The sequence below is a fragment of the Leifsonia sp. A12D58 genome, from assembly GCF_047530025.1.
In the GTDB taxonomy this organism is placed as follows: domain Bacteria; phylum Actinomycetota; class Actinomycetes; order Actinomycetales; family Microbacteriaceae; genus Cryobacterium.
In genome coordinates this window covers 460,115-481,547 of record NZ_JBLJAT010000003.1, presented here as the reverse complement: position 1 = coordinate 481,547, position 21,433 = coordinate 460,115, and the positions used below count along the sequence as shown (strand labels likewise).

Genomic DNA, 21,433 nt, shown 5'->3' with positions numbered 1-21,433 from the left:
CCGGGCCCCACCGAATGATTCGGTGAGGCCCGGCCTTGTTGGTGTCGCTCGTGGTTAGCCGAGCGGCTGGATGGTGCGGGTGGCGATCACCTTCGAGTACCACTTGGCGCTGTCCTTGAGGATGCGCTCCTGCGTCTCGAAGTCGATGTAGACGATGCCGAACCGCTTCGAGTAGCCGTAGCCCCACTCGAAGTTGTCCATCAGCGACCACACCTGGTACCCGCGCAGGTCGACGCCGCGAGCCATGGCCCTGTGAGCGGCGGTGAAGTGGCGCTGCAGGTAGTCGGTGCGCTGCTCGTCGTGCACAACGGAGATGCTCTCGCCGGACTCTGCGGTTTCAGAGGTGACGACATCGACGAAGGATGCGCCGTTCTCCGTGATCATCAGCGGCAGGGTCGGGAACTCCTCGTGCAACGACACCAGCAGTTCTTCGAGACCGGCCGGCTCGATGTTCCAGCCCATCTCGGTGTACGGGCCGGCCTGCGCGATGAACTCGACGCGGTCTGCACCTGGCCAGGGCGATCCACCCATGTCCTTGTGGCCGTCGTTGTTGGCTCGGGGGCTGACGCCGTCCCAGATCCGAACGAGGGTGGTCGAGTAGTAGTTCACGCCGAGCAGGTCGAGCGGCTGGTGGATCAGCTCAAGGTCGCCAGGCAGGATGAACGCCCAATCCGTGACATCCGCTGTGTCAACGAAGACGTCCTCAGGGTATGCGCCGTGCAGCAGCGGGCCGAGGAAGACGCGGTTGGCGAGTCCGTCGATCTGGCGCACTGCCTCCGCAGCCTGTTCGCCCTCTCCCCGGATGACGTGCAGGTTGAGGGTGATCGAGAACGCGGGGTCGTTGGTGACGACCTTCTTCAGCGCGGTGACGGCGAGGCCGTGTGCGAGGTTCAGGTGGTGCACGGCGGCGAGAGCCTTCGCGCCGTCGGTGAGGCCTGGGGCGTGCGCGCCAGAGCCGTAGCCGAGGTAGGCAGAGCACCACGGCTCGTTGAGCGTCGTCCAGGTGATGACCTTGTCACCGAGTGCCTCGCCCATGATGCGGGCGTACTCCGCGAAGGCGTATGACGTGGCGCGGTTGGTCCAGCCGCCCTTGTCCTCAAGGGCCTGAGGGAGGTCCCAGTGGTACAGGGTCGCGATGGGCTTGATGCCGCGAGCGATCAACCCGTCGACCAGGCGCGTGTAGAAGTCGAGCCCCTTGGTGTTGGCAGGGCCGGTGCCCGTCGGCTGGATGCGAGACCACGAGATGGAGAAACGGTATGCCTCAAGACCCAGCTCCTTCATCAGGTCAAGGTCGGACTCCAGGCGGTGGTAGTGGTCATCCGCCACGTCACCGGTGTCGCCGTTCCAGACCATTCCTGGCGTGTGGCTGAAGGTGTCCCAGATGGAAGGGCCGCGGCCGTCTTCGGTGGCAGCTCCTTCGATCTGGTACGAGGCCGTGGCCGAACCGAAGATGAAGTCGGTGGGGAACTCCAACCCCCAGTCGCGGTAGTCGGCGTTGCCGACGGACACGGCCGCAGAGCGCGTGGTGGTGGGTGCGTTAGACATAGGTAAGGACGGCCTTTCCATTCGATGTGGTGACGATGTCGCCGCCGGCGAAGCGAACACGGATGTCCGCGCCTGTGGTCGACACCTCTGCTGTTGTGCCGGTTGTGGTCACGGTGACGAGGGTCTCTGCACCCGTCTCAGGGCTCACTACTCGGGTGGTGGTGGGCTCCGTTGTTGCGCCCGGGTACACCGTGACGAGCAGGCCGTCGAGGTAATCGTAGTCGGGGCGGTCGGTGCGGTCTCCGGTGGCGAGCACAGCGCCGCTGCGGATCCAGATCGGCATGCTCAGCACGGTGTGGGTTTCGCTGCGCCAGGTCGATCCCTGGGCGACTTCACCGGTGAGGTAGTTCGTCCAGGTGCCGGCAGGCAGGTAGTACTCGACGCTGCCGTCTGCACTGAAGACCGGTGCGACGAGGATGTCGGCGCCGATCATGTACTGGCGGTCGAGGTAGGAGCACGAGGGGTCGTTCGGGAACTCCAGCTGCATCGGGCGCATGAATGGCAGCCCGCGCTCGTGGGCTTCGAGGCCCACCGAGTACAGGTACGGCATCAGCTCGAGCTTCAGCTTGGAGAACTTTCGGGTGACCTCGACGGCCTCCTCGTCGAATGCCCACGGCACCCGGTAGCTGGAGGAGCCGTGCAGGCGGGAGTGGCTGGAGAACATGCCGAACGCGACCCAGCGCTTGAAGACCTCCGGGTCTGGCTTGCCTTCGAAGCCGCCGATGTCGTGGCTCCAGAATCCGAAGCCGCTGAATGCGAGCGACAGCCCGCCGCGGAGGGTCTCTGCCATGGACTCGTATGAGGAGGAGTTGTCACCGCCCCAGTGAATTGGCATCCGCTGCCCGCCGGTGGTCGCTGACCGGGCAAACAGCACGGCCTCGCCCTGCCCGCGGTGCTCTTCGAGCACGTCGAAGACGGCCTGGTTGTACAGCTGGGTGTACCAGTTGTGCATGGCCTCAGGCGACGAGCCATCGTGCCATACGACGTCGGTGGGTATGCGCTCGCCGAAGTCGGTCTTCAGCGCGTCGATGCCCTGTTCGAGCAGCACGCGCAGCTTGGCCTGGAACCAGGCGGTCGCTTCGGGGTTCGTGAAGTCGATGAGGCCCATGCCGGCCTGCCACTGGTCCCACTGCCAGATGCTGCCGTCTGCGCGGCGAACGAGGTAACCGGCATCCGCTGCCTCATCGAACAGCTTGGAGCGCTCGGCAATGTAGGGGTTGATCCAGGCGCTGAGGCGGAGCTCTCGCTCGTGCAAGCGGGCCAGCATGCCCTCTGGATCCGGGAAGACGCGGGCGTCCCACTCGAGGTCTGTCCAGTTGAACTCGCGCATCCAGAAGCAGTCGAAGTGGAAGACAGACAACGGCAGGTCACGCTCGCGCATGCCGTCAATGAAGCTGTTCACTGTCGCTTCGTCGTAGTCGGTGGTGAAGCTGGTCGACAGCCACAGGCCGTATGACCAGGCAGGCACCTTCGCTGGGCGACCGGTAAGTGTTGTGTACCGCTCGAGGACGTCCTTCTGGGTCGGGCCCTGGATGACGAAGTACTCAAGTGCTTCGCCTGCGGTGGAGAACTGCACGCGCTCGACCGACTCTGAGGCGACCTCGAACGAGACGTGCTCGCTGTGGTTGACCAGCACGCCGTAACCGCGGTTGGTCGTGTAGAACGGGATGTTCTTGTACGACTGCTCGCTGGATGTTCCGCCATCTGAATTCCAGATGTCGATGGTTTGGCCGTTCTTGACCAGGGCGCCGAAGCGCTCGCCGAGGCCGTAGACGAGTTCGCCGACGCCGAGGCTGAGCTGCTCGTGCACGTAGGTGCTCGCCGGGGCCAGGCCGGTCGTGGTGATGCCGACTTCGCCCACGGGTTCGGTGGCGATGGGCGCATCGGAGGCGAGGCGCATGTAGCCGACCGACTTGTGCTTGCTCGAGGTGAGCACGCGGCCGTCTGACTCGAACGTGAGGTTCCACGGGGCGCCTGGCGTGATGCGAGCGGTGAGGCCACCGCTGGTCAGCGTGCCAGAGGCCATGGCGCCGTCGACCGATTGGGTCTCTGCACTACCAACACCCTCTGTCGCGCCGACGAGGTCGAAGCCGGCAGCTGGGCGCCTGCCCTTGTGGTGCTCGATCCGCACCCGGATGACGCCCTCAAGCGGGGATGACAGCGTCACGGTCAGCATGGGGCGGTTCAGCGTGTCGCCACGGGTCTCGATGACCTTGGTGGGGGCGTAAACGCGGAGAGTGTCCCCGTCGGGCATGATGTCGTACGCCTCCTGGGCGTACAGGGCACTCACGCCGGGGCGTGCCTGCCAGAAACCATCGGTGAACTTCATACGGTGTCCTCTCGGATGACGGCGACGGCTCCGGCGGCAACGGAACCGCCAGAGGTGAACCGGGTGCCAGACACGAGGTCGAGTCCGGTTGCATCGAGAGCGAGCGGCCCTGATGAGTGGTTGATGGCAAAGAGCCAGGTGGTGGGGGCGGCGTCAGTATCCGTCGTGACTGCGACGCGGCGGACGAGCTCAAGACCGCGGTCGGCCGGTGCGACGGGGGTGAGCCCCGCACGATCGATGAGCAGGTCGAGCAGCGCGCCGGTTGAGGGACGGTCGAGCTGGGTCGAGACGTACTGCGCTGTCCCTGCGCCGACTTCCCTGAGGGTGATCGATGGAAGTCCGGCGAGCTCTCCTGACGTGTAGCGGGCAACGACGGATGCTGTGGTCACTTCCATCAGCTCACTCCAGATGGTGCCCGTCCACGATCCGTCGCCGGTGATGTCACCCGCAAGGCCGACGGTGTCACCCTCAAACAGCGGGAAGAACTCTTCGACGCGCACGCCGAGGAGATCGCGCAGGGCGCCTGGGTAGCCGCCCTCGATCACTCGGTTGTGCTCGGTGACGATGCCGGAGAAGCTCGTGACGACCAGGTGGCCGCCGTTCTCGACGTAGGAGGAGAGGCTCGCGGCATCCGCTGCAGCCAGCAGGAAGAGGGTGGGCGCCAGCACCGCCGTGTACCCCGCGAGCGGAGACGACGGGTGCACGACATCGACCTGGATGCCCCTGGCCGTCAGCTCGCGGTGCATGGCGAGGGCGACGTCGAGCGAGTTCACGTCAATGGTGGGCTTCGCGCCCGACTTCAGGGCCATGGCGGAGTGATAGTCGAACAGGATGGCGACCTGCGATGGCTGCACGCGGCTGCCAACCACCTCGCGGATGCCCTGCAGCGTCTTGCCGAGCGCGGTCACCTCGCGGAAGATCTTGGTGCGTGCACCGGCGTGCGGCACTACGGAGGAGTGGAACTGCTCGCTGCCGGCTGTCGACTGGCGCCACTGGAAGAACAGTGCGCCGTCTGCGCCGCGGGCGATGTGGGCCAGGCTGTTGCGGGTGAGCTCGCCGGGGGCCTTCGCGCGGTTGCGCGGCTGCCAGTTCACCGCAGAGGTGGAGTGCTCGATGAGCAGCCACGGGTCACCGCCCGACATACCGCGCACGCGGTCGGCGGAGAACGCCAGTTCGCCGTAGGTCTCCGGGTCGTTGCCCATCGTGTAGTGGTCGTTGGCGACGAGGTCGACGTCTGTGGCCCAGCGGGCGTAGTCGAGGCCGTTGGGGTGGTTCTGCACCATGAAGTTGGTGGTGATGGGGATGTTCGGGGTGACCCGACGCAGCACCTCGCGCTCTGCCAGGTAGTAGTCGAGCAGCGCGTCTGAGGTGAAGCGTTCGAAGTCGAGCAGCAGGCCTGGGTTGTGGCTGGTGCTGGTGTAGCGCGGCGGAACGATCTGCGTGAACGCGGTGTAGTGATGCCCCCAGAACGCGGAGCCCCATGCGTCGTTCAATGCCTCGATGGTGCCGAACTTCTTCTCGAGCCAGACCTGCCAGGCGCGGCCGGTCTCGTCGTCGTAGCTGTGGGCGTTCTCGTTGCCGAGCTCGTTGCTCACGTGCCACAGCTTGAGTGCAGGGTGGGTCGCGTAGCGGGTGGCGATGGCCTCGACCATGCGCAGCGCGTAGCGACGGAAGGTTGCAGAGCTTGGATACCAGCCCAGGCGGCCACCCTGGGAGTTGCGTACACCGTGCTGGTTGACGGTGGCGATCTCCGGGTGCGCCTGCATCAGCCACATGGGCGGAGCTGCGGTGGGCGTGGCCAGGTTGACGCCGATGCCGGCCTCTGCGAGCAGGTCCATGATGCGGTCGAGCCAGCCCCAGTCGAAGACGCCGTCGGCGATCTCGAGCAGGCCCCAGGAGAAGACGCCGACGTTCAGCGAGTTCACGCCGGCTTCGGTCATCAGCGCGATGTCCTCTACCCAGACGGACTCTGGCCACTGCTCTGGGCTGTAGTCGCCACCGAGGGCGAAGCCGTCTGCGATCCAGGGGAAGGTGGTTCCGACCGGTACATCGGCGGAGCGGGACACGAAGTCCGTCATGGGTGGGTCACTTTCTCTTGCAACGAATGGGGTCAAGGCCAGGTGGTTCCGGGCGGTTCCTGCCAGACGGAGCGGTCTGGCACGAGCTGTTCAAGCTCGGCCCAGAGCTCCTGCGGAATGTCGACGGCGTCGGCCGCCACCGCCTGCTCCACTTGTGCGACGGTGTTGCCCCCGACAATGGTGGATGTGATCCGCGGGTCACGAGTGCTGAACTGCAATGCCGCGGCCGACAGGCTCACCCCTGCGCGCTGGCAGGCCAGGCCCATCTCGTAAATTGCGCCAGACAGAGCGGATGACGTGGGTCGATACGCGTAGGTGCGTGCGACCTCCGGCCATCTGGCGAGGGCACCGCTGCCGAGCACAGCGGCATTGATGACGCTGACGCCGCTCTCTGTCGCCACGTTTAGCAGTTGGTCTGAGGAACGGTCAACGAGGGTGTACCGGTTGTGGGTAATGACGGCGGTGAACAGGCCGGTCTCCACGTAGCGCTGGAGCATGGGTGCGGGGCCGCCGGAAATGCCGATCTGGTCGACCAGCCCACGGTCGCGCATCTCGACGAGTGCTCGCACCGGTCCGTCGACCGCGAACGCCTCATCCCAACCGATCAGCTCTGGGTCGTGCAGGTACAGCATGGGGAATCGGTCGAGACCGAGCTTGTCGACGCTCTCATCGAGACTCTTACGCATCCGCTCGCCTGAAAACGAACCGGTGACGGGGTCACGATCGAGTTTGGTCTGCAGCACGACTCCGGTCGGGAGCCCGCCGCGGCGACGGATGGCATCGCCGATGTAACTTTCGCTGGCCCCAGCGCCGTATTCATTCGAGGTGTCGATGAAGATAATGGCGCCGGAGCTCGCCGCAACAGCATCCGCATCAGCAGCAGCGTCGAGCATCGCCTCGAACACCGTGACCTGGTCGTCGCCGAAACGGGCGCGCGACCAGGACGAGGTGCCGAGGCACAACCGGGAGACAGCTGGGCCATCCGGTCCGAGGGTGCGCGGTGCCGTGGGGACCGCCGCCTCGTGCTCGATCTGTGCTGACATGACCTGTTCTGTTCCCTAACCCTTGACCCCGCCGGAGAGCAGGTCGAGGCGCCAGAAGCGCTGCAGGAAGAGCATCAGTGCGATCAGCGGGATGATGGAGATCGCGGCGCCCGTGATGGCCACCGAGTACAGCGCAGGGGTGCCTGAGCCCTTCGACAGCAGCGTGTACAGGCCGACGGTCAGCGGGTAGCTGTTCTGGTCGCTGAGCATGATGAACGGCAGCAGGAAGTTGTTCCAGATGCCGACGAACTGCAGCATGAAGACCGTCACCATGCCGGGGAGCATCATGGGCAGGCCGATGCGGAGGAAGATCTTCCACTCGCCGGCGCCGTCGAGACGGGCGGCCTCGATGGTTTCTTGCGGAACAGCGGCAGAGGCGTAGACGCGGGACAGGTAGATGCCGAACGGGCTGATGATGAGCGGGAGGAGCACAGACAGGGTTCCGCCGGCCAGGCCAACCTGCGAGAGCAGGAGGTACTGCGGGATGGCCAGGGTGATCCCTGGGATCAAGACGCCGGCGAGGATCGAGTAGAAGATGACCGTGCGGCCCTTGAACTCATACTTGGCCAGGCCGTAGCCGGCCATGGTGGAGACGAACGTCGACAGCACTCCGCCGAAGCCGGCGTAGAGAAGCGAGTTGGCAGCCCACAGGCCGTACTGTCCTCCGCCGTAGCTGAACAGGTCAGCCAGGTTCTCCATCAGGCCACTGCCTGGGATGAACGAGAATGTCGTGAAGAGTTCGCTCGGCGACTTCGACATGGCGGTGAAGACCCACAGCACCGGAACCAGGCAGTAGAGCGCACCGATCATCAGGATGGTTGTTGGCCAGACCTTGCCGCGATTGGTGGCCAGCTTGGCCGTCTCGCGAGTTGCGGCGGCGGTCATGACTTGTCTCCCTTGTTGCGGCGGTTGCTGAGCCAGATGACGATTCCAGACAGGGCGACGGTTCCGACAGCGAGAACCACGGACAGCGCCGCGGCGCCGGGGAGGTCATCGGTGAGGAACGCGTTGCGGTAGATGGTCATCAGTGGCACCCAGGTTTGACTGATGATGTCGGTCATCGGCTTCAGCGTTGTGGGTTCGCTGTAGAGCTGGAGGGCGCCGATGACGGAGAAGATTCCAGTGAGGATCAGCGCTGGGACAACGAGGGGGATCTTCACGCGCAGGGCGATCTGGATCTCGTTGGCGCCGTCGATGCGTGCGGCCTCGTAGATCTCGCCTGGAATGCCGCGAAGCGACGTGTAGATGATGATCATGTTGAAGCCGACTCCACCCCAGATGGCGATGTTGGCGATTGATCCGAAGATGCCACCCGGCTCAAGGAACGGGATGGTGCCCCAGCCGAGCGCCTTCGTGATGTACGAGAAGGGGCTGGTGGATGGCAAATACATGAAGCCCCAGAGCAGGGCGGCGATGACGCCGGGCACGGCGTACGGGATGAAGATGGCGGTCTGTCCGAACCGGCTGGCGCGCACGCCTGGGGTGTCGAGCAGCAGGGCGAAGAGCAGTGCAAGGCCCAGGGTGACGGGCACGGCGATCACTGCGTATAGCGCGAGGTGCCAGAACCCGCTGCCGAGGGCGGGGTCGGTGAGCACGGCGATGTAGTTGTCAAAGCCGGCGAAGACCAGCGCTTTGGTGCCGAGGATGCCGCCGCCCTGAATCTTGTACGCCGTGAAGCTGAGGTACGCCGCGTACATGATCGGGACGAGCATGAACAGCACAAACAGCACAACCGCGGGCCCAACGAACAGGTACGGGGCGAAGCGGATGCGCGAACGCGGTCGCTTCCGCGGTGGGACGGAACCCGTGCGCGTGAGTGGCGCCGCCGGTCTGGCGGAGGTGACAGTCATCGATTCTTCCTTCTTCAGGAGGGGGCCGGCGCTCTGGCGTGCGCCGGCCCCCTCGACGCGACTGGCGTCGCGAGTGAGCTCGGTGTTGCGGGTGTTGCTGAGGTGCGTTGCTGGACTACTTGTTGGTGATCTCGAAGCCTGACTTCTTCATATCGGCGACAACGATCTTCTGCACGGCGGTGAATGCGTCGCGCCATGAGGTTCCAGCGGTTATGGCCTTGTTGAGCTCATCGGTGAATGCGCTCTCCGCCACGTTGACGTTCGGACCCCACGTGACAGGGATCGCGTTCGACGAGATGGTCGCGGCGAGTTCGTAGAAGTCGGTCTGCTGCGGCATCAGTGCCGGCGGAGCGCTGGACTTAGCCGTTTCCTGGCCGGAGATGGCGGCCGGGTATGCGTTCTGCACGGTGAGCAGCAGGTCGGCGCCTTCTTCGCTGGCGTTCAGCCATGAAATGAACTCTGCAGCCTGTTCAGGGTGGTCTGAGTCCTTGGTCACGATGTTCGCCGAACCGCCCTGGTAGGCGACGGACGGGTCTCCGGCGGTCCACTCAGGGAAGTTGGACATGGACCACTTGCCGATGGTGTCTGGTGCGACGCCCTCGATGACCCCTGGGGCCCAGAGGCCACCCGGCCAGGACAGCATGGTGCCGCTGTTGGCCTTGGCGTTCCACTCGGGGGTGAGGATCGGGTCGGTCGAGATCAGGTCGGCTTCGACGAGGCCCTGGAAGAAGTCGGCCACCTTGAGGGATGCGTCGTCGGCGATGCCGACGGTCCAGGTGCCGTCTTCGACTGACCACCACTTGGAGCCGGCCTGGTTTGCGACGCCGGCGTAGAACGCCCACTGGTCTGCAGGGAGCGATGCGAGGTATGCGGTCGGGTCAGCGGCGCGAACGGCTGCTGCTGCGGTGGCGAACTCAGCCCAGGTGGTTGGGACGGGGATGCCCCACTGCGCGAGCAGGTCTGAGCGGTAGAAGAACGCCATCGGTCCGATGTCCTGCGGAAGGCCGTAGATGTGGCCGTCGAAGGTGGTCTGCGAGAGGGTTCCCTCGTCGTACTTGTCTGTCACATCTGAGACGAGGTCGGTGATGTCCAGCGGCACATCTGCAACGATCAGCGACGGCAGCGTTGGGTACTCGACGGCGGCGATGTCGGGAGCGTTTCCGGCGCGGCTCGCGGTGAGGAGCTTCGCGGAGGAGTCTTTTCCGCCACCGGCATCCGTGTACTTGACCTGGATGTTGGGGTTGGCCGCGTTCCAGGTGTCGACCATCTCCTGGGTGCCAGGTGCCCAAGACCAGAAGTCGAGCGTCACCTTCTCATCGCTGTCGCCAGAGCCGGCGGAGCATCCGCTGAGTAGTACAGCGCTCACGCCAACGGCTGCAATTGCGGTGACGAACTTGCTTTTCTTCATTTCAAAACTACTTCCTTGTAGGCGAACACCGCGTGGTGTTCCCACTTTTTGAACTGGCGTAAATGCTGCCTCGTGACCTGGCCATCGAAGCGCTTCGATATTGTGGGGGCGTCCTTTTCGTTTGAGTCGGTGGGGCTGATGGAGGAGGGGCCGCGCTAGTCGGTCACGATGGTGAAGGGACGAGCGGTTGAACTCTTGCGGATGTAGACCGGATCGATCAACTCGATGTGCGGGTTGGCGAATCCGCCCAGCTGCTGGATGACGAGTTCGACGGCACGGCGGCCCGACTCGAGCGATGGCAGCGGGATGACGTCCACCGGCGGGACAAAGTGATCGGTGGAAAAGCTGGAGCACGCAGAGACGATCGACAGCTCGTGGGGGACTGCGATCTCGCGTTCTCGCAGCATCTCGAGCAGGATTCCGTGGATGTTTTCGTTGCAGTTGAGGACGATGGCCGTCATCGCAGGTAATTGTGCGCGCAGGCCGTCGTACGATTCCTCGACTCCTGCTCTCGTGGCTTCTGTGGTGTGGCACGCGGTGTCAATACCGGCAGCCGCCCCAGCGGCGAGGAATGCGTCTCGGAAGCGCGGGGCGTAGTTGGAGCCGCGTACATACAGGTTGTTGGCATGGCCCATCAGGCCGATCGAGGTGTGGCCGAGGGCGACGAGCTCGTCAATGGCCAGGCGTGCTGCGCCTTCGAAATCGAGGTCGACACAGGTGAGTCCGTCGGTGTCGTTCGGGATTCCGATGAGTGCGGTCGGCAGGCCCAGGTCGCGGATGACGTCGACACGTTCGTCGTCGACAGTCACGTCGAGCATGATGACGCCGTCGACGAGAGAGCTGGACGCGACGCGACGGAGGCCAGCAATGGCCTCGCCCTCGGTGAGCAGGAGCACGTCGTAGTCGAAGCTGCGGGCGGCCGTCACGACGGAGAGCACGAATGCCATGAGCGCTGGCGGGTGGGTGTCAGCGTGCATCGGGGCTGTTAGGGCCAGGATGTTGGTGCGGGAGCCGGCCAGCATGCGAGCGCCGGCGTTCGGCCGATAGCTGAGTTCGGTCACTGCCTGGGCAATGCGCGTCTTGGTCTCGGCCGCGATGGGGCGTTTTCCCGACAATGCATACGAGACAGTGCTTATGGAGACACCAGCGACCCGAGCTACGTCGTTGATGTTGGCCACAATAACTCCATTGTTTCGGCATTGTCTAAGCGCTTCGATGAATCGCGCGCACATCAAAGCTAAGTCATTGATGCGCTCCATGCAAATCATTTGTGGCTTTATGCAACTTATTGCTGGCCTGACTACGATTGCGCCATGACCGACACGTCTCACACTGCTAATCCCGCCGCCGTACCCTCGCTCACTGACGCCGACCTGACATTTCGAGCGGCCTCGACATCAGCTTCGACATCGGTCTCGATACCAGCGCCCCTGCTGCTCGTACTCCCCGGCGGCTCGTACCGCATGCACGCAGACCATGAGGGTACGGCCATCGCCGACTGGCTGTCGCAGATCGGCTTGAATGCCCTGGTGGTGCGCTACCCGGTTGACCCGAACCGATACCCGAGCGGGCTCAAGCGCGTGCAGGATGTGCTCATCGCCGCCCGCACCGGCGCGTTGGACCTCGGCATCGACCGCACGCGCATCGGCGTCGTTGGTTTCTCGGCAGGCGGCCACGTCGCCGCTTTGCTCTCGGCGGGAGTGGCATCCGCTCCGGTTTCAGCCGAGGGGCGGGTCGACCTGTCGATCCTGGCCTACCCGGTGATCTCGATGGCCCACGAGCCGCACTCGCAGTCACTCGCCAATCTGCTCGGCGATGACGACACCCTCGACAATCGGCGAGCACTCAGCGCTGAGTATTTGGTCGGCGCGCAGACGCCACCAACGTTCCTCTGGCACACGGCAGATGACGGTGGCGTGCCGGTCAGCCACTCGCTGCGCTACGCAAGCGCCTTAGCCGCTCACAACATTCCCTTTGACCTGCATGTCTTCGAACGTGGCGATCACGGCAAGGGGCTCGCCTCGGGCCACGGACCTCTCGAAGCGTGGAGCGCACTCTGCGAAGCCTGGCTGGCTGAACACGGGTGGGTGTCGGTGCCCGAGTAGGCAGTCTCGGAACAGCGCGCAACGGCGGTCGAGGGTCAGGATGCCGTCAGTCGAGGACTACCGGTTCGAGCACCGGACGCTTGGGGAGTCGTCCGTCGCCCGATGAACGTCCGGTGAGTCGGCGGCCGATCCACGGCAGCACATGCGCGCGGTAGTACGCAGCTGTGTTGCGGCTGCCACCGAGTGGGGCAGACGCGGTGTCGGCCAGAATCGCATCCCATGCCTCAGGCACGGGTACATCGAGGGCGCGCAGCACGTTGGACGCCACCTTGGTGTGCCCGATCGCGTTCAGGTGCAGCTTGTCTGCCGACCAGTAGCGGATGCTGCGCAGCTCGGTGTCAGCCCAGTTGTCGACGACGGTGACGCCGGGGCGATCGAATGCCGGGCGCACAGCCTCGGCCAGTTTGTCGCCGCGCTTCTGCATGAGGGAGCCCATGGGCAGATGCTGGCTCGGGTTGGCGCCACTCAGCAGCACCACGTGCGCACCCGTCGCGCGCGCCTGCTCGACAACCTGATCGAGAAGGTCGACGACGTAGGAGATCTCGACCTTCGGGCGCATCAGGTCGTTGCCGCCGCCGCAGATGGTGAGCAGATCGGGTGCGAGCGCAAGTGCGGGCTCCAGCTGCTCGGCAACAATCGGTCCGAGCAGCTTGCCGCGAATCGCCAGGTTGGCATAGCCAACGGGGGAGGGAGAGGCCGCTGCGAGTCCGGCAGCGACGAGGTCCGCCCAGCCGCGTACCCGGCCATCGGTGAGCTCGTCGCCGATCCCCTCGCTGAAACTGTCACCCATAACGACGAAACGTTCGTACATTGCTGCCTGCTTCCTGCAACCGATCCTCCGGCCGCCTTGTCGAGGGTACGCGTGTTGGCGGCCACACTTCAGCTCGACGAACGACACCGTGCAAAATGCAAAAATACGAGCGGTTCTGCAACAAATTGTCATATTGATTTGGCTCTGACATAGCTGATTGACAAGATCAAACAGCGACGGTAACAACTCACCTCGCCTCATTTCTGAACTTGGGTGAACCGTGATTTCCGTTAGCCACGTGTCGAAGACCTTCGGGTCAGGCGACTCCGCCACCCTCGCGTTGAACGACGTGAGCCTCAATGTCGCCGAGGGTGAAATCTACGGTGTCATAGGCCAGAGCGGCGCAGGCAAGAGCACGCTCATCCGTGCAATCAACCTGCTCGAGCGACCGGATTCCGGAACCGTCACGGTCGACGGCGACGATCTCACTGCACTGTCACCTGCCGACCTGCGGGCAGCACGCCGCAAGATCGGAATGGTCTTCCAGCACTTCAACCTGCTCTCGTCGCGCACCGTACAGGGCAACGTCGAGCTCGGTCTCGAGATCATGGGCGTCGACTCAAGTACGCGCAAACGTCGGTCGATGGAGATCCTCGATCTCGTCGGACTTGCAGCCAAGGCCACGTCATACCCGTCTGAACTCTCCGGAGGGCAGAAGCAGCGCGTCGGTATTGCCCGCGCGCTTGCCGGTAACCCCAAGGTTCTCTTGTCGGACGAGGCGACATCCGCTCTCGATCCCGAGACCACCCGGTCGATTCTCGACCTGATCAAGACGATCAACGCGCAGCTCGGGTTGACCGTGTTGCTGATCACGCACGAAATGGATGTCGTCAAAGGCATCTGCGACTCGGCCGCACTGATCGAGAGCGGCCGCATCGTCGAGCAGGGCAAGATCGTGTCGCTCATCTCGACGCCGGGCTCGCGGTTGGCGCGCGACCTGTTCCCGCTCGGTGAGGCTCCCCGTCTCAGCGGCAACACCGTCATCGACATCACCTTTAGTGGCGGCACGGCCGACCGACCCGTCATCTCTCAGCTGGCGCGTAATTACGGACTCGACATCAGTATTCTCGGCGCCGTCATCGAGACGATCGGTGGCAACCAGGCCGGCCGCACCCGCCTCGAACTGCCGGGGACCCCGAGCAGCAACGCCGTGCCTATCCAGGACCTGCGGGCTCAGGGACTGCTCGTCGAACTCGTGGGAGCATCAGAATGATCGATTCGTCGGCACCAGGTTTCTGGTCTGGACTCTTCCAGGTGCTGCTCGTCGGCACCGGGCAGACCCTCTATATGGTCGGCGTCTCGCTGCTGATCACCATCATTGTCGGGCTTCCGCTCGGCATCGTGCTTGTCGGTACTGAAGCTGGCGGCCTGTTCGAGAAGCCGTTCGGTTCGCGCCGCCTTGGCATTGTCATCAACCGGGTGCTCGATTTCGTGGTGAACCTCGGCCGATCGGTGCCGTTCATCATCCTGATGGTGGCGCTCATTCCGTTCACCCGACTGCTCGTCGGCACATTCATCGGGTCGACCGCAGCGATCGTGCCACTCAGCATCGTCGCCATCCCGTTCTTTGCCCGGATGGTCGAGATTGCCATCAAGGAAGTCGATTCAGGACTCGTTGAAGCGGCCGACTCGCTCGGTGCGACCCGCTGGCACATCGTGTCGAAGGTGCTGGTTCCCGAGGCCCTGTCGTCGATGATTCTCGGCCTGTCGACGACCGTCACCTCGATCATCAACTTCTCGGCGATGGTGGGAACAGTGGCCGGTGGTGGCCTCGGTGATGTCGCGGTGCGCTACGGCTACCAGCGCTACAGCGCCATCCACATGGTCGCGGTCATCATTGTGATCTTCATCATCGTCATGATTCTGCAGGGCATTGCAACGTCGCTCGCCCGCCGGTTGTCCCACACCGGCCGCTCACAACGCAAGGTCACCAGCTCGCGGGTGCTCGTACCCGCCGCCAGCAGCAGCTGACCTCGCGCTTGCAGAAGTCGTTTTCCGTTTTACCCGCACCTCCTCCCTGCCCACAGCCTCGACCTGAGAAGAGTCATCCCATGAAGTTCTCCGCCCGCGCTTCGCGCCTCGCCGGTGCAGCCATCGCCATCACCGCTCTCGTCGGTCTGGCCGGCTGTGCAGCCTCCACGCCAGACACCGCTGCCCCCGCGGCAGATGGGTCGGACCTCGGCACCATCAAGGTCGGCGCCCTCGCCACCCCGGCCGGCGACATCCTGAAGTTCGTCCAGGACAACCTGGCAGCAGACGCCGGCCTCACCATCGAATTCGTTGAGTTCACCGACTACAACACGCCGAACGCCGCGCTGTCCGACGGTTCGATCGATGCGAACCTGTTCCAGAACGCCACGTTCCTCGAGACGTACAACACTCAGGCTGGTGGCGACCTGGTCAGCGCCGGAACGATCTACCTGCCGAGCGCTGCGTTCTACAGTGACAAGGTGTCGAGCCTGAAGGAGCTCAAGGACGGCGCCAAGATCGCCATCCCGAATGACCCGACCAACGAGGGCCGCGCGCTCAAGCTGCTCGCTGCCGAGGGCCTGATCAAGACCACCGACGAGCCGACGACCATCGCCGATGTCACCTCGAACCCGAGCAACTTTGCCTTCGTCGAGATCGAGAATGCCACGCTCGCTCAGGCCGTGCCCGACGTCGATGCAGCATTCGTCACGATCTCCTTCGCTCTGCCCGCTGGCCTCACCGGTGACCAGGCGATCCTCACCGAGGGTGCGGGCAGCCCGTACTCCAACATCCTGGCTACCCGCCCGGAGCTGAAGGATGACGCGCGCATCGCCAAGCTCACCGAGCTGCTGCTCGCGCCGGAGACGGCCGCGTTCATGACCAAGACCTGGGGTGGCCTCGTCGTTCCTGCTGAGTAGCGCGCTGCTCGTGTAGGCACTGCTGCTGCTGCTGCTGCTGCGGCCGCTATTCGCGCTGCTGCAGACGCTCTCAAGCACGTCGTAGTTCGAATCACCGGATGCCCGACCACCAGCTGGTCGGGCATTCGTTGGTTAAGCGGCGTGTTGAGAGGTTTAAGTGGCGTGTTGAGAGGCAAAGCGCTTCGCTAGGCAGGGTTGCTGATGCATAACTCCTGCAGAATCAGTTGCCCTGGTTCATCGGCCTCGGAAACACGGGGCAGATTTCCACATGCTCGGCGAATTGCAGGAGTTATGCAACAGGAACCCGGACCCCGGCCTGTACGGCCAGGAGGAAGACGGCCTAGGGGCGAGGCGCCCCGTCAACAGGGGGCACAGGTGCGAACAGGGGTACTGATGCATAACTCCTGCAGAATCCGCTGACCTGGTTCATCGACCCCCGGAAACACGGGGCAGGTGTCCGCACGCCCGGCGGATTGCAGGAGTTATGCAACCCGGAACCCCTAAACAGGAAGCCAGGGAGGCCAGGGAGCTAGGGAAGCCAGGGAGGCCAGGAAGCCAGGGAGGCCAGGAAGCTAGGGAGGCCAGGAAGCTAGGGGAGCCGGGAGCCGGGAGCCGGGAGCCGGAAGCTAGGGGAGCCGGGAGCCGGGAGCCGGAAGCCAGGGAAGCCAGGCACCAGCCAGCTCAGAGGGCGGAGCTAGGAGGCAGCCTGTGTCGGATTCAGCAGGAGTTCGAAGCCGTGGGAATTCTCGTACTGCCCATAGTTGCCGATCTCGCGGTAGCCGAGTTCGCGGTACATGGCCAGCGCCTCCGGCTGGGCGGGGCCGGTCTCGAGGATCAGCCGGCTGTAGCCGAGCTCTGTGCCTGCGATGTCGACCAGCGCGCTGAGTACCCGGCGGGCATGGCCCTGCCTGCGGTAGTCGGGGTTGGTCCACATGCGCTTGACCTCACACGTGGTCTGGTCATAGCGACGGATGCCACCACCTGCAACAGTCACATCGCCATCGAGGAGTACCAGGAACGTGCCAGACGGAGCATCGAACTCGGCGGCGGGAACGTCGTTGACCGCATCGCCGGGACCGTAACGCATCTCGTACTCCCAGCTGAGTCCGTCGAGAAGGGGAGCAGCTTCTGGGGATTTGAATCCAACACGCGCAAATTTCACGCGCACTAGTCTGCCAGCTGAATGGCGATGGTTCGTCCGTGTCGGTTCAGGTGGCATCTGCGCAGGCCGTTGGCGTCCAACTACACTCGAATGGTGCCAGTGAACCCCGAACTTCAGGGCCGGGTCTTCCCGCCCACATCGCCCTATCTGGTCGGACGCGAGAAGGTGCGCGAGTTCTCCCGCGCCGTCTTCGCGACCAACCCGATCAACCTCGACCCCGAGGCAGCCCGCGCCGCAGGCCACGCCGACATCGTCGCGCCACCGACCTTCGCCGTCGTGGTGCAGGAGCAGACGCTCGCGCAGCTGCTTGCCGAGCCGGATGCCGCCATCGACTTCACCCGCGTCGTGCACGGCGACCAGCGCTTCAGCTATACCCGCCCGATCGTGGCAGGCGACGAGCTGACGGCGACGCTCACCGTCGCCAGCGTCAAGTCGCTCGGCGGCCACTCGATGGTCACTGCCGAGTCGAACATCACCGACGCGACGGGCGCCCACGTCGTCACCGCGACCTCCACTCTTGTCGTCAGGGGAGACGAATGAACGCCGTAACCGCACCCGCGCTTGAGTCCCTCACCGTCGGTGACGTGGTTGCCGGCGCCAGCTTCACGCTGACCCGCGACTCTCTCGTCCGTTACGCCGGAGCATCCGGTGACTTCAACCCGATTCACTACCGTGACGATGTCGCGCAGTCTGTCGGCCTGTCCGGTGTGCTCGCGCACGGCATGCTGACCATGGGCCTGGCCATTCAGCCCGTCGTCGACTGGGCTGGCGACCCCGCTCGCGTCGTCGACTACCAGGTGCGTTTCACCCGCCCGGTGCCGGTCGACGGCACAGACGGCGCCGTCGTGACCGTCGTCGCCAAGGTCGGCGCCATCGATGCGGATGCCGCCATCGCGCGCATTGACCTCACCGTCACGTTCAACGAGCAGACAGTGCTCGGCAAGGCTCAAGCCCGCGTCTCGCTGGCATAAGGACACCCCGCTATGACCGAACCGATTGCCATCCGCGACCTGACCACCCTGCGGGTCGGTGGGGCGCCCAAGGCGATGGTGGCACCGGCGACCGAAGCTGAACTCGTGGCCGCGGCCGTCGAGATCTGGGCGCAGGACGAGAACTGGATGCTGCTCGGCGGCGGCTCGAACACCCTCGCTTCTGACGAGGAGTTCGATGGAACAGTCATTCGGCTCGTGACGCGGGGTATCGAAGTGCTGGCTGGTGCTTATGCGGGTGCGGGTGCTGATGCAACTGCTGCGGATGCCGGCGACCGGGTTCGCCTGCGCGTGCAGGCCGGTGAGCCGTGGGACGATCTGGTCGCGTACACGGTGGCGCAGGGCTGGGCTGGGCTCGAGGCGCTCTCGGGAATCCCGGGTGCGGCCGGTGCGGCTCCCGTGCAGAACATCGGCGCATACGGACAGGAGATTGCAGCAAGTCTCACCGCTGTCGATTTTCTCGACTACGACTCGTACGAGGTGCGCAGGCTGACGGCTGACGAGTTACAGCTCGGCTACCGCACGTCCGCGCTGAAGCAGGGCCTGCGCGGCATCGTGCTGGCGATCGAACTTGACCTGCACGACACGACCGCTGAGTCCGCGGTGCTGGGTAGCGCCATGAGTCAGCCCGTTGCCTATGAGCAGCTGGCCGGATCTCTCGGTGTGCAGCTCGGTGACCGCGTTGACATCCAGGCATTGCGCGACACGGTGCTCTCGCTGCGCCGCTCGAAGGGCATGGTGCTTGATGCCACTGACCCCGACACCGCCAGCGCCGGCTCGTTCTTCACGAACCCCATCGTCACCGAAAGCTTCGCCAGGACGCTGCCGGAGTCGGCACCGCGCTGGGCGCAGGAATCAGTGATCCCCGACCGGGTCATTCCGATCGAGGACTACTACGGTGTCGGTCCGGTTCCGGGCGTCGAAGAACTGCGGATGGTGAAGCTGAGCGCCGCCTGGCTCATCGAGAACGCCGGAATCAAGCGTGGATTCCGTCTGCCGGGATCGCGCGCTGCAATTTCGAGTAAGCACACCCTGGCGCTGACGAACACCGGTGGCGCAACGGCCGAGGAGATCGCGCAGCTTGCCCGCTTTGTGCAAGGCCGTGTTGCGTCGGAGTTCGGTGTCATCCTGCAGCCCGAGCCGGTGCTCATCGGGGTCGAGCTCTAGCTAAACCGCCGCACAACCAAGGGCTAGTCCGCGCGCCTGGACGCTGCCACGATTCCGGCCACCACGAGCAACAGGCCCGTCGCGATCACGGCGCCGAGCAGCCACAGCGTGGGGTCAGGGCCAGTCGGGACGACGGTCCAGACGACCATGAATGCGGCGAAGACCAGCAGGAGCACACCCCACACGATGGTGCCGAACAGCGGACGCCAGCTGGGGGGAGTGGATGCCGAAGCGGATGCCGAAGCGGATGCCGGATCGGCGCTGCCTGCGGGTGCCCAGGCCGAGGCGGCCGGCCCCGACCCGGGCGCAGGCTGGGTGGGAGGCGTCGGCGGTGGCGGCGACATCCGCTCGTCCTGGGCAGTAGTCGAGACAGCCGGGGCGAAGAGCTCATCCAGTGGGTCTGTCGGTTGAGGGACGGTGGGTTGAGGGACGGTGGGCTGGGCATCCGTCGGCACGGCGTCACTCGGCACGCCATCGGTCGGCTGCGGCTCGGTCGGGGAATCCGGTGAGGTTGTCATGTGCATTCTCCTAGCGGTCGGTGTCGGCATCGACGATGGATACCTGGCCGGCAAACGACCAGACACGGATCTCAGTTACGGCGCCAGCCTCACCCGAGTTGAAGGTGCGGGAGTCGTGGAAGAAGACTCCGCCGCGCTCATTGGAGGCACGGGTGGTGCCCTGGTCTGACTCGTCGTCGATGGCGCCGGCGAGCAGGTTGCTCTGCACAGTGACGGTGCGATCGGTCGGCAGGATGAGTTCGGTCTCGCCGAATCCGAGCCAGACATCGATGGTGCGGCCGTCGTTCAGTCGGGCGTCGTCGAGTCGGCTGAGGTCCACCGTCGGAGCTCCTGCGATGATCGCGTACCCGGGAACGGCGTCGGCGCTGTTCGAACTCACTGTCCAGTTCGGGGAGCCGAATGGCGAGAACTGGGTGCCCTGCGGGAAGACCCCGAGGACGACGAGTGCGAGGGCGGCGAAGAAGGCGAATCCGCCCATGGCTCCGCTGTCACGGCCGCGGATGCCAGACACGATGATCCCGATGGCGAGAATGCCGAGGGTGAACGCGAGTCCGATGAGGAGGGATTTGCCTGTCCACAGCCCGCCCTCGACACTGATCGTGAAGAAGCCAGCCGCAGCAGCACCGGCCACGAGGGCCAGGCCGAGCGCGATCGCGGAGAAGCCGGCGCCGGGGTGACGATGGTGGTGCATGTGCGTGCTGTTGCCCTGGTGGCGCTGCTTGTTCTGCTCAGTCCACGCGCGGTTCTGGTCGTTCAAGGCGTCCCAAGTGCTGCGCGGGGGTGTCCCTGCGGCTCCTGCTGCCCCGGCTGAGTAGGCGCCCGTGTTTCCGCCTACGGTGGCGGCGTGCGGCTCAGCGGCCGGCGGGGTCGGGATGGTGGTGCCGGCAGCACCGGCCGTGAATGCGTATGCGCTGGGGGAGGCGGCCGCCTGCGTGCTGGCGGGAGCGGCCTCCGCTGGCCTGGCCTCCGCTGCCGTGGTCTGGTACGGCCTGGAGTCGAACGGCTTGGTCAGGAAGTCGGGTGCCGGCGTGCGGCGCAGCAGGTAGATGACCAGCCATATGCCGGCGGCGGCCACGGCGAGGAACCAGCCGATGCCCAGCGTCGTGGCGAGCCAATCCGGCATGCCCCAGGCGACGGGCGCACCCTGCCACCACAGCCCGCGGTTGAACGGGGCGAGCGAGAACAGAATCAGCGCCAGGATGCCGATCGTCACCGGCTCGACGACACCGTGCACCAGCTGCTCAGCGTGGATGCGGCCGCTGGTGTCTGGCAACAGTGCCCAGGCGAGTGCGTAAAGCAGGATGGCCGGCGCGCCGAGCACGGCGAGCACGATCACGATGCCGCGAACGATCAGCGGGTCGAGTCCCGTGCGTCCGGCGATGGCCCCGCAGACGCCGGCGGCCCAGCGGTCGGTGCCGCGAACGAGGCCGAGCGTCCGGATCCAATCAAAGAATCGGGTGATCTGCGCGTAGCCATCTGCATGGCTGGTGCCCGAGCTGTTGTCGGTGTGGTTGGTCATGATTCGAGTGTGGCGTGGTGG

19 protein-coding genes are annotated in these 21,433 nt (G+C 64.9%); 7 read left to right on the top strand and 12 right to left on the bottom strand.

What is annotated here, in order from left to right; genetic code table 11:
- Positions 1-54 precede the first annotated feature (54 nt).
- The 8 genes from ACMT3I_RS10570 to ACMT3I_RS10535 form a co-directional block, all read right to left on the bottom strand.
- The gene (locus ACMT3I_RS10570) at positions 55-1,545 is read right to left on the bottom strand and encodes a GH1 family beta-glucosidase (RefSeq protein WP_414804450.1); all 1,491 of its coding nucleotides are present in this window, start codon (positions 1,543-1,545) and stop codon (positions 55-57) included.
- Positions 1,538-3,874, bottom strand: a complete 2,337-nt coding sequence (yicI, locus tag ACMT3I_RS10565) for an alpha-xylosidase (protein WP_414804449.1) — start codon at positions 3,872-3,874, stop codon at positions 1,538-1,540. Before yicI ends, ACMT3I_RS10570 begins: the two co-directional genes overlap by 8 nt.
- Positions 3,871-5,952, bottom strand: a complete 2,082-nt coding sequence (locus ACMT3I_RS10560) for a beta-galactosidase (RefSeq protein WP_414804448.1) — start codon at positions 5,950-5,952, stop codon at positions 3,871-3,873. The genes yicI and ACMT3I_RS10560 overlap by 4 nt, the downstream gene beginning before the upstream one ends.
- A gap of 32 nt (positions 5,953-5,984) precedes the next feature.
- Positions 5,985-6,995, bottom strand: a complete 1,011-nt coding sequence (locus ACMT3I_RS10555) for an aldo/keto reductase (RefSeq protein WP_414804447.1) — start codon at positions 6,993-6,995, stop codon at positions 5,985-5,987.
- 15 nt (positions 6,996-7,010) lie between these two features.
- Positions 7,011-7,880, bottom strand: coding sequence for a carbohydrate ABC transporter permease (locus ACMT3I_RS10550; RefSeq protein WP_414804446.1), 870 nt, complete (start codon positions 7,878-7,880; stop codon positions 7,011-7,013).
- On the bottom strand, positions 7,877-8,845 hold the full coding sequence (locus tag ACMT3I_RS10545) for a carbohydrate ABC transporter permease (protein ID WP_414804445.1): 969 nt from the start codon (positions 8,843-8,845) through the stop codon (positions 7,877-7,879). The genes ACMT3I_RS10550 and ACMT3I_RS10545 overlap by 4 nt, the downstream gene beginning before the upstream one ends.
- A 115-nt stretch (positions 8,846-8,960) precedes the next feature.
- A complete protein-coding gene (locus tag ACMT3I_RS10540; protein WP_414804444.1) occupies positions 8,961-10,253 on the bottom strand; it encodes an ABC transporter substrate-binding protein in 1,293 nt (430 codons plus the stop codon).
- 155 nt (positions 10,254-10,408) lie between these two features.
- The gene (locus tag ACMT3I_RS10535) at positions 10,409-11,431 is read right to left on the bottom strand and encodes a LacI family DNA-binding transcriptional regulator (RefSeq protein WP_414804443.1); all 1,023 of its coding nucleotides are present in this window, start codon (positions 11,429-11,431) and stop codon (positions 10,409-10,411) included.
- A 135-nt stretch (positions 11,432-11,566) separates the two neighbouring features.
- Here ACMT3I_RS10535 and ACMT3I_RS10530 point away from each other — a divergent pair, with 135 nt between their 5' ends.
- Positions 11,567-12,358 (top strand): alpha/beta hydrolase, encoded by a 792-nt coding sequence (locus ACMT3I_RS10530; RefSeq protein ID WP_414804442.1) that lies wholly within the window; start codon positions 11,567-11,569, stop codon positions 12,356-12,358.
- Positions 12,359-12,404: 46 nt separating this feature from the next.
- Here ACMT3I_RS10530 and ACMT3I_RS10525 read toward each other — a convergent pair whose 3' ends face one another.
- Positions 12,405-13,169: an SGNH/GDSL hydrolase family protein gene (locus ACMT3I_RS10525; protein WP_414804441.1), complete on the bottom strand. Its 765-nt coding sequence runs from the start codon at positions 13,167-13,169 to the stop codon at positions 12,405-12,407.
- 238 nt (positions 13,170-13,407) lie between these two features.
- Between ACMT3I_RS10525 and ACMT3I_RS10520 the strand changes: the two genes are divergently transcribed.
- The 3 genes from ACMT3I_RS10520 to ACMT3I_RS10510 all read left to right on the top strand — a co-directional run bounded on the left by ACMT3I_RS10520 (position 13,408) and on the right by ACMT3I_RS10510 (position 16,057).
- Complete coding sequence (locus tag ACMT3I_RS10520; protein ID WP_414804440.1) at positions 13,408-14,382, top strand: methionine ABC transporter ATP-binding protein; 975 nt, start codon at positions 13,408-13,410, stop codon at positions 14,380-14,382.
- Positions 14,379-15,140, top strand: coding sequence for a methionine ABC transporter permease (locus ACMT3I_RS10515; protein WP_414804439.1), 762 nt, complete (start codon positions 14,379-14,381; stop codon positions 15,138-15,140). The genes ACMT3I_RS10520 and ACMT3I_RS10515 overlap by 4 nt, the downstream gene beginning before the upstream one ends.
- A gap of 80 nt (positions 15,141-15,220) precedes the next feature.
- The gene (locus ACMT3I_RS10510) at positions 15,221-16,057 is read left to right on the top strand and encodes a MetQ/NlpA family ABC transporter substrate-binding protein (RefSeq protein WP_414804438.1); all 837 of its coding nucleotides are present in this window, start codon (positions 15,221-15,223) and stop codon (positions 16,055-16,057) included.
- A 694-nt stretch (positions 16,058-16,751) separates the two neighbouring features.
- On the opposite strand, the gene ACMT3I_RS10505 is transcribed toward ACMT3I_RS10510, so the two are convergent.
- Positions 16,752-17,219, bottom strand: a complete 468-nt coding sequence (locus tag ACMT3I_RS10505; RefSeq protein ID WP_414804437.1) for a GNAT family N-acetyltransferase — start codon at positions 17,217-17,219, stop codon at positions 16,752-16,754.
- 93 nt (positions 17,220-17,312) lie between these two features.
- Here ACMT3I_RS10505 and ACMT3I_RS10500 point away from each other — a divergent pair, with 93 nt between their 5' ends.
- The 3 genes from ACMT3I_RS10500 to ACMT3I_RS10490 are packed head-to-tail and all read left to right on the top strand — an operon-like array spanning position 17,313 to position 19,375.
- Complete coding sequence (locus ACMT3I_RS10500) at positions 17,313-17,759, top strand: MaoC family dehydratase N-terminal domain-containing protein (RefSeq protein ID WP_414804436.1); 447 nt, start codon at positions 17,313-17,315, stop codon at positions 17,757-17,759.
- Positions 17,756-18,190 carry a MaoC/PaaZ C-terminal domain-containing protein gene (locus ACMT3I_RS10495; RefSeq protein WP_414804435.1) on the top strand — a complete coding sequence of 145 codons (435 nt, stop codon included), beginning with the start codon at positions 17,756-17,758 and terminating at the stop codon, positions 18,188-18,190. The genes ACMT3I_RS10500 and ACMT3I_RS10495 overlap by 4 nt, the downstream gene beginning before the upstream one ends.
- A gap of 12 nt (positions 18,191-18,202) precedes the next feature.
- Complete coding sequence (locus tag ACMT3I_RS10490; protein ID WP_414804434.1) at positions 18,203-19,375, top strand: UDP-N-acetylmuramate dehydrogenase; 1,173 nt, start codon at positions 18,203-18,205, stop codon at positions 19,373-19,375.
- A 23-nt stretch (positions 19,376-19,398) separates the two neighbouring features.
- Here the strand turns inward: ACMT3I_RS10490 and ACMT3I_RS10485 are convergent, their stop codons facing one another.
- On the bottom strand, positions 19,399-19,893 hold the full coding sequence (locus ACMT3I_RS10485) for a hypothetical protein (RefSeq protein ID WP_414804433.1): 495 nt from the start codon (positions 19,891-19,893) through the stop codon (positions 19,399-19,401).
- 10 nt (positions 19,894-19,903) lie between these two features.
- Positions 19,904-21,412, bottom strand: coding sequence for a PspC domain-containing protein (locus ACMT3I_RS10480; protein WP_414804432.1), 1,509 nt, complete (start codon positions 21,410-21,412; stop codon positions 19,904-19,906).
- Positions 21,413-21,433 lie beyond the last annotated feature (21 nt).

Coding starts and splice junctions, on each gene's coding strand:
- ACMT3I_RS10480 (WP_414804432.1), bottom strand. CDS start 21,412: ATGACCAACCACACCGACAACAGCTCGGGCACCAGCCATGCAGATGGC.
- ACMT3I_RS10495 (WP_414804435.1), top strand. CDS start 17,756: ATGAACGCCGTAACCGCACCCGCGCTTGAGTCCCTCACCGTCGGTGAC.
- ACMT3I_RS10515 (WP_414804439.1), top strand. CDS start 14,379: ATGATCGATTCGTCGGCACCAGGTTTCTGGTCTGGACTCTTCCAGGTG.
- ACMT3I_RS10490 (WP_414804434.1), top strand. CDS start 18,203: ATGACCGAACCGATTGCCATCCGCGACCTGACCACCCTGCGGGTCGGT.
- ACMT3I_RS10540 (WP_414804444.1), bottom strand. CDS start 10,253: ATGAAGAAAAGCAAGTTCGTCACCGCAATTGCAGCCGTTGGCGTGAGC.
- ACMT3I_RS10555 (WP_414804447.1), bottom strand. CDS start 6,995: ATGTCAGCACAGATCGAGCACGAGGCGGCGGTCCCCACGGCACCGCGC.
- yicI (WP_414804449.1), bottom strand. CDS start 3,874: ATGAAGTTCACCGATGGTTTCTGGCAGGCACGCCCCGGCGTGAGTGCC.
- ACMT3I_RS10570 (WP_414804450.1), bottom strand. CDS start 1,545: ATGTCTAACGCACCCACCACCACGCGCTCTGCGGCCGTGTCCGTCGGC.
- ACMT3I_RS10550 (WP_414804446.1), bottom strand. CDS start 7,880: ATGACCGCCGCCGCAACTCGCGAGACGGCCAAGCTGGCCACCAATCGC.
- ACMT3I_RS10545 (WP_414804445.1), bottom strand. CDS start 8,845: ATGACTGTCACCTCCGCCAGACCGGCGGCGCCACTCACGCGCACGGGT.
- ACMT3I_RS10485 (WP_414804433.1), bottom strand. CDS start 19,893: ATGACAACCTCACCGGATTCCCCGACCGAGCCGCAGCCGACCGATGGC.
- ACMT3I_RS10510 (WP_414804438.1), top strand. CDS start 15,221: ATGAAGTTCTCCGCCCGCGCTTCGCGCCTCGCCGGTGCAGCCATCGCC.
- ACMT3I_RS10560 (WP_414804448.1), bottom strand. CDS start 5,952: ATGACGGACTTCGTGTCCCGCTCCGCCGATGTACCGGTCGGAACCACC.
- ACMT3I_RS10525 (WP_414804441.1), bottom strand. CDS start 13,169: ATGTACGAACGTTTCGTCGTTATGGGTGACAGTTTCAGCGAGGGGATC.
- ACMT3I_RS10530 (WP_414804442.1), top strand. CDS start 11,567: ATGACCGACACGTCTCACACTGCTAATCCCGCCGCCGTACCCTCGCTC.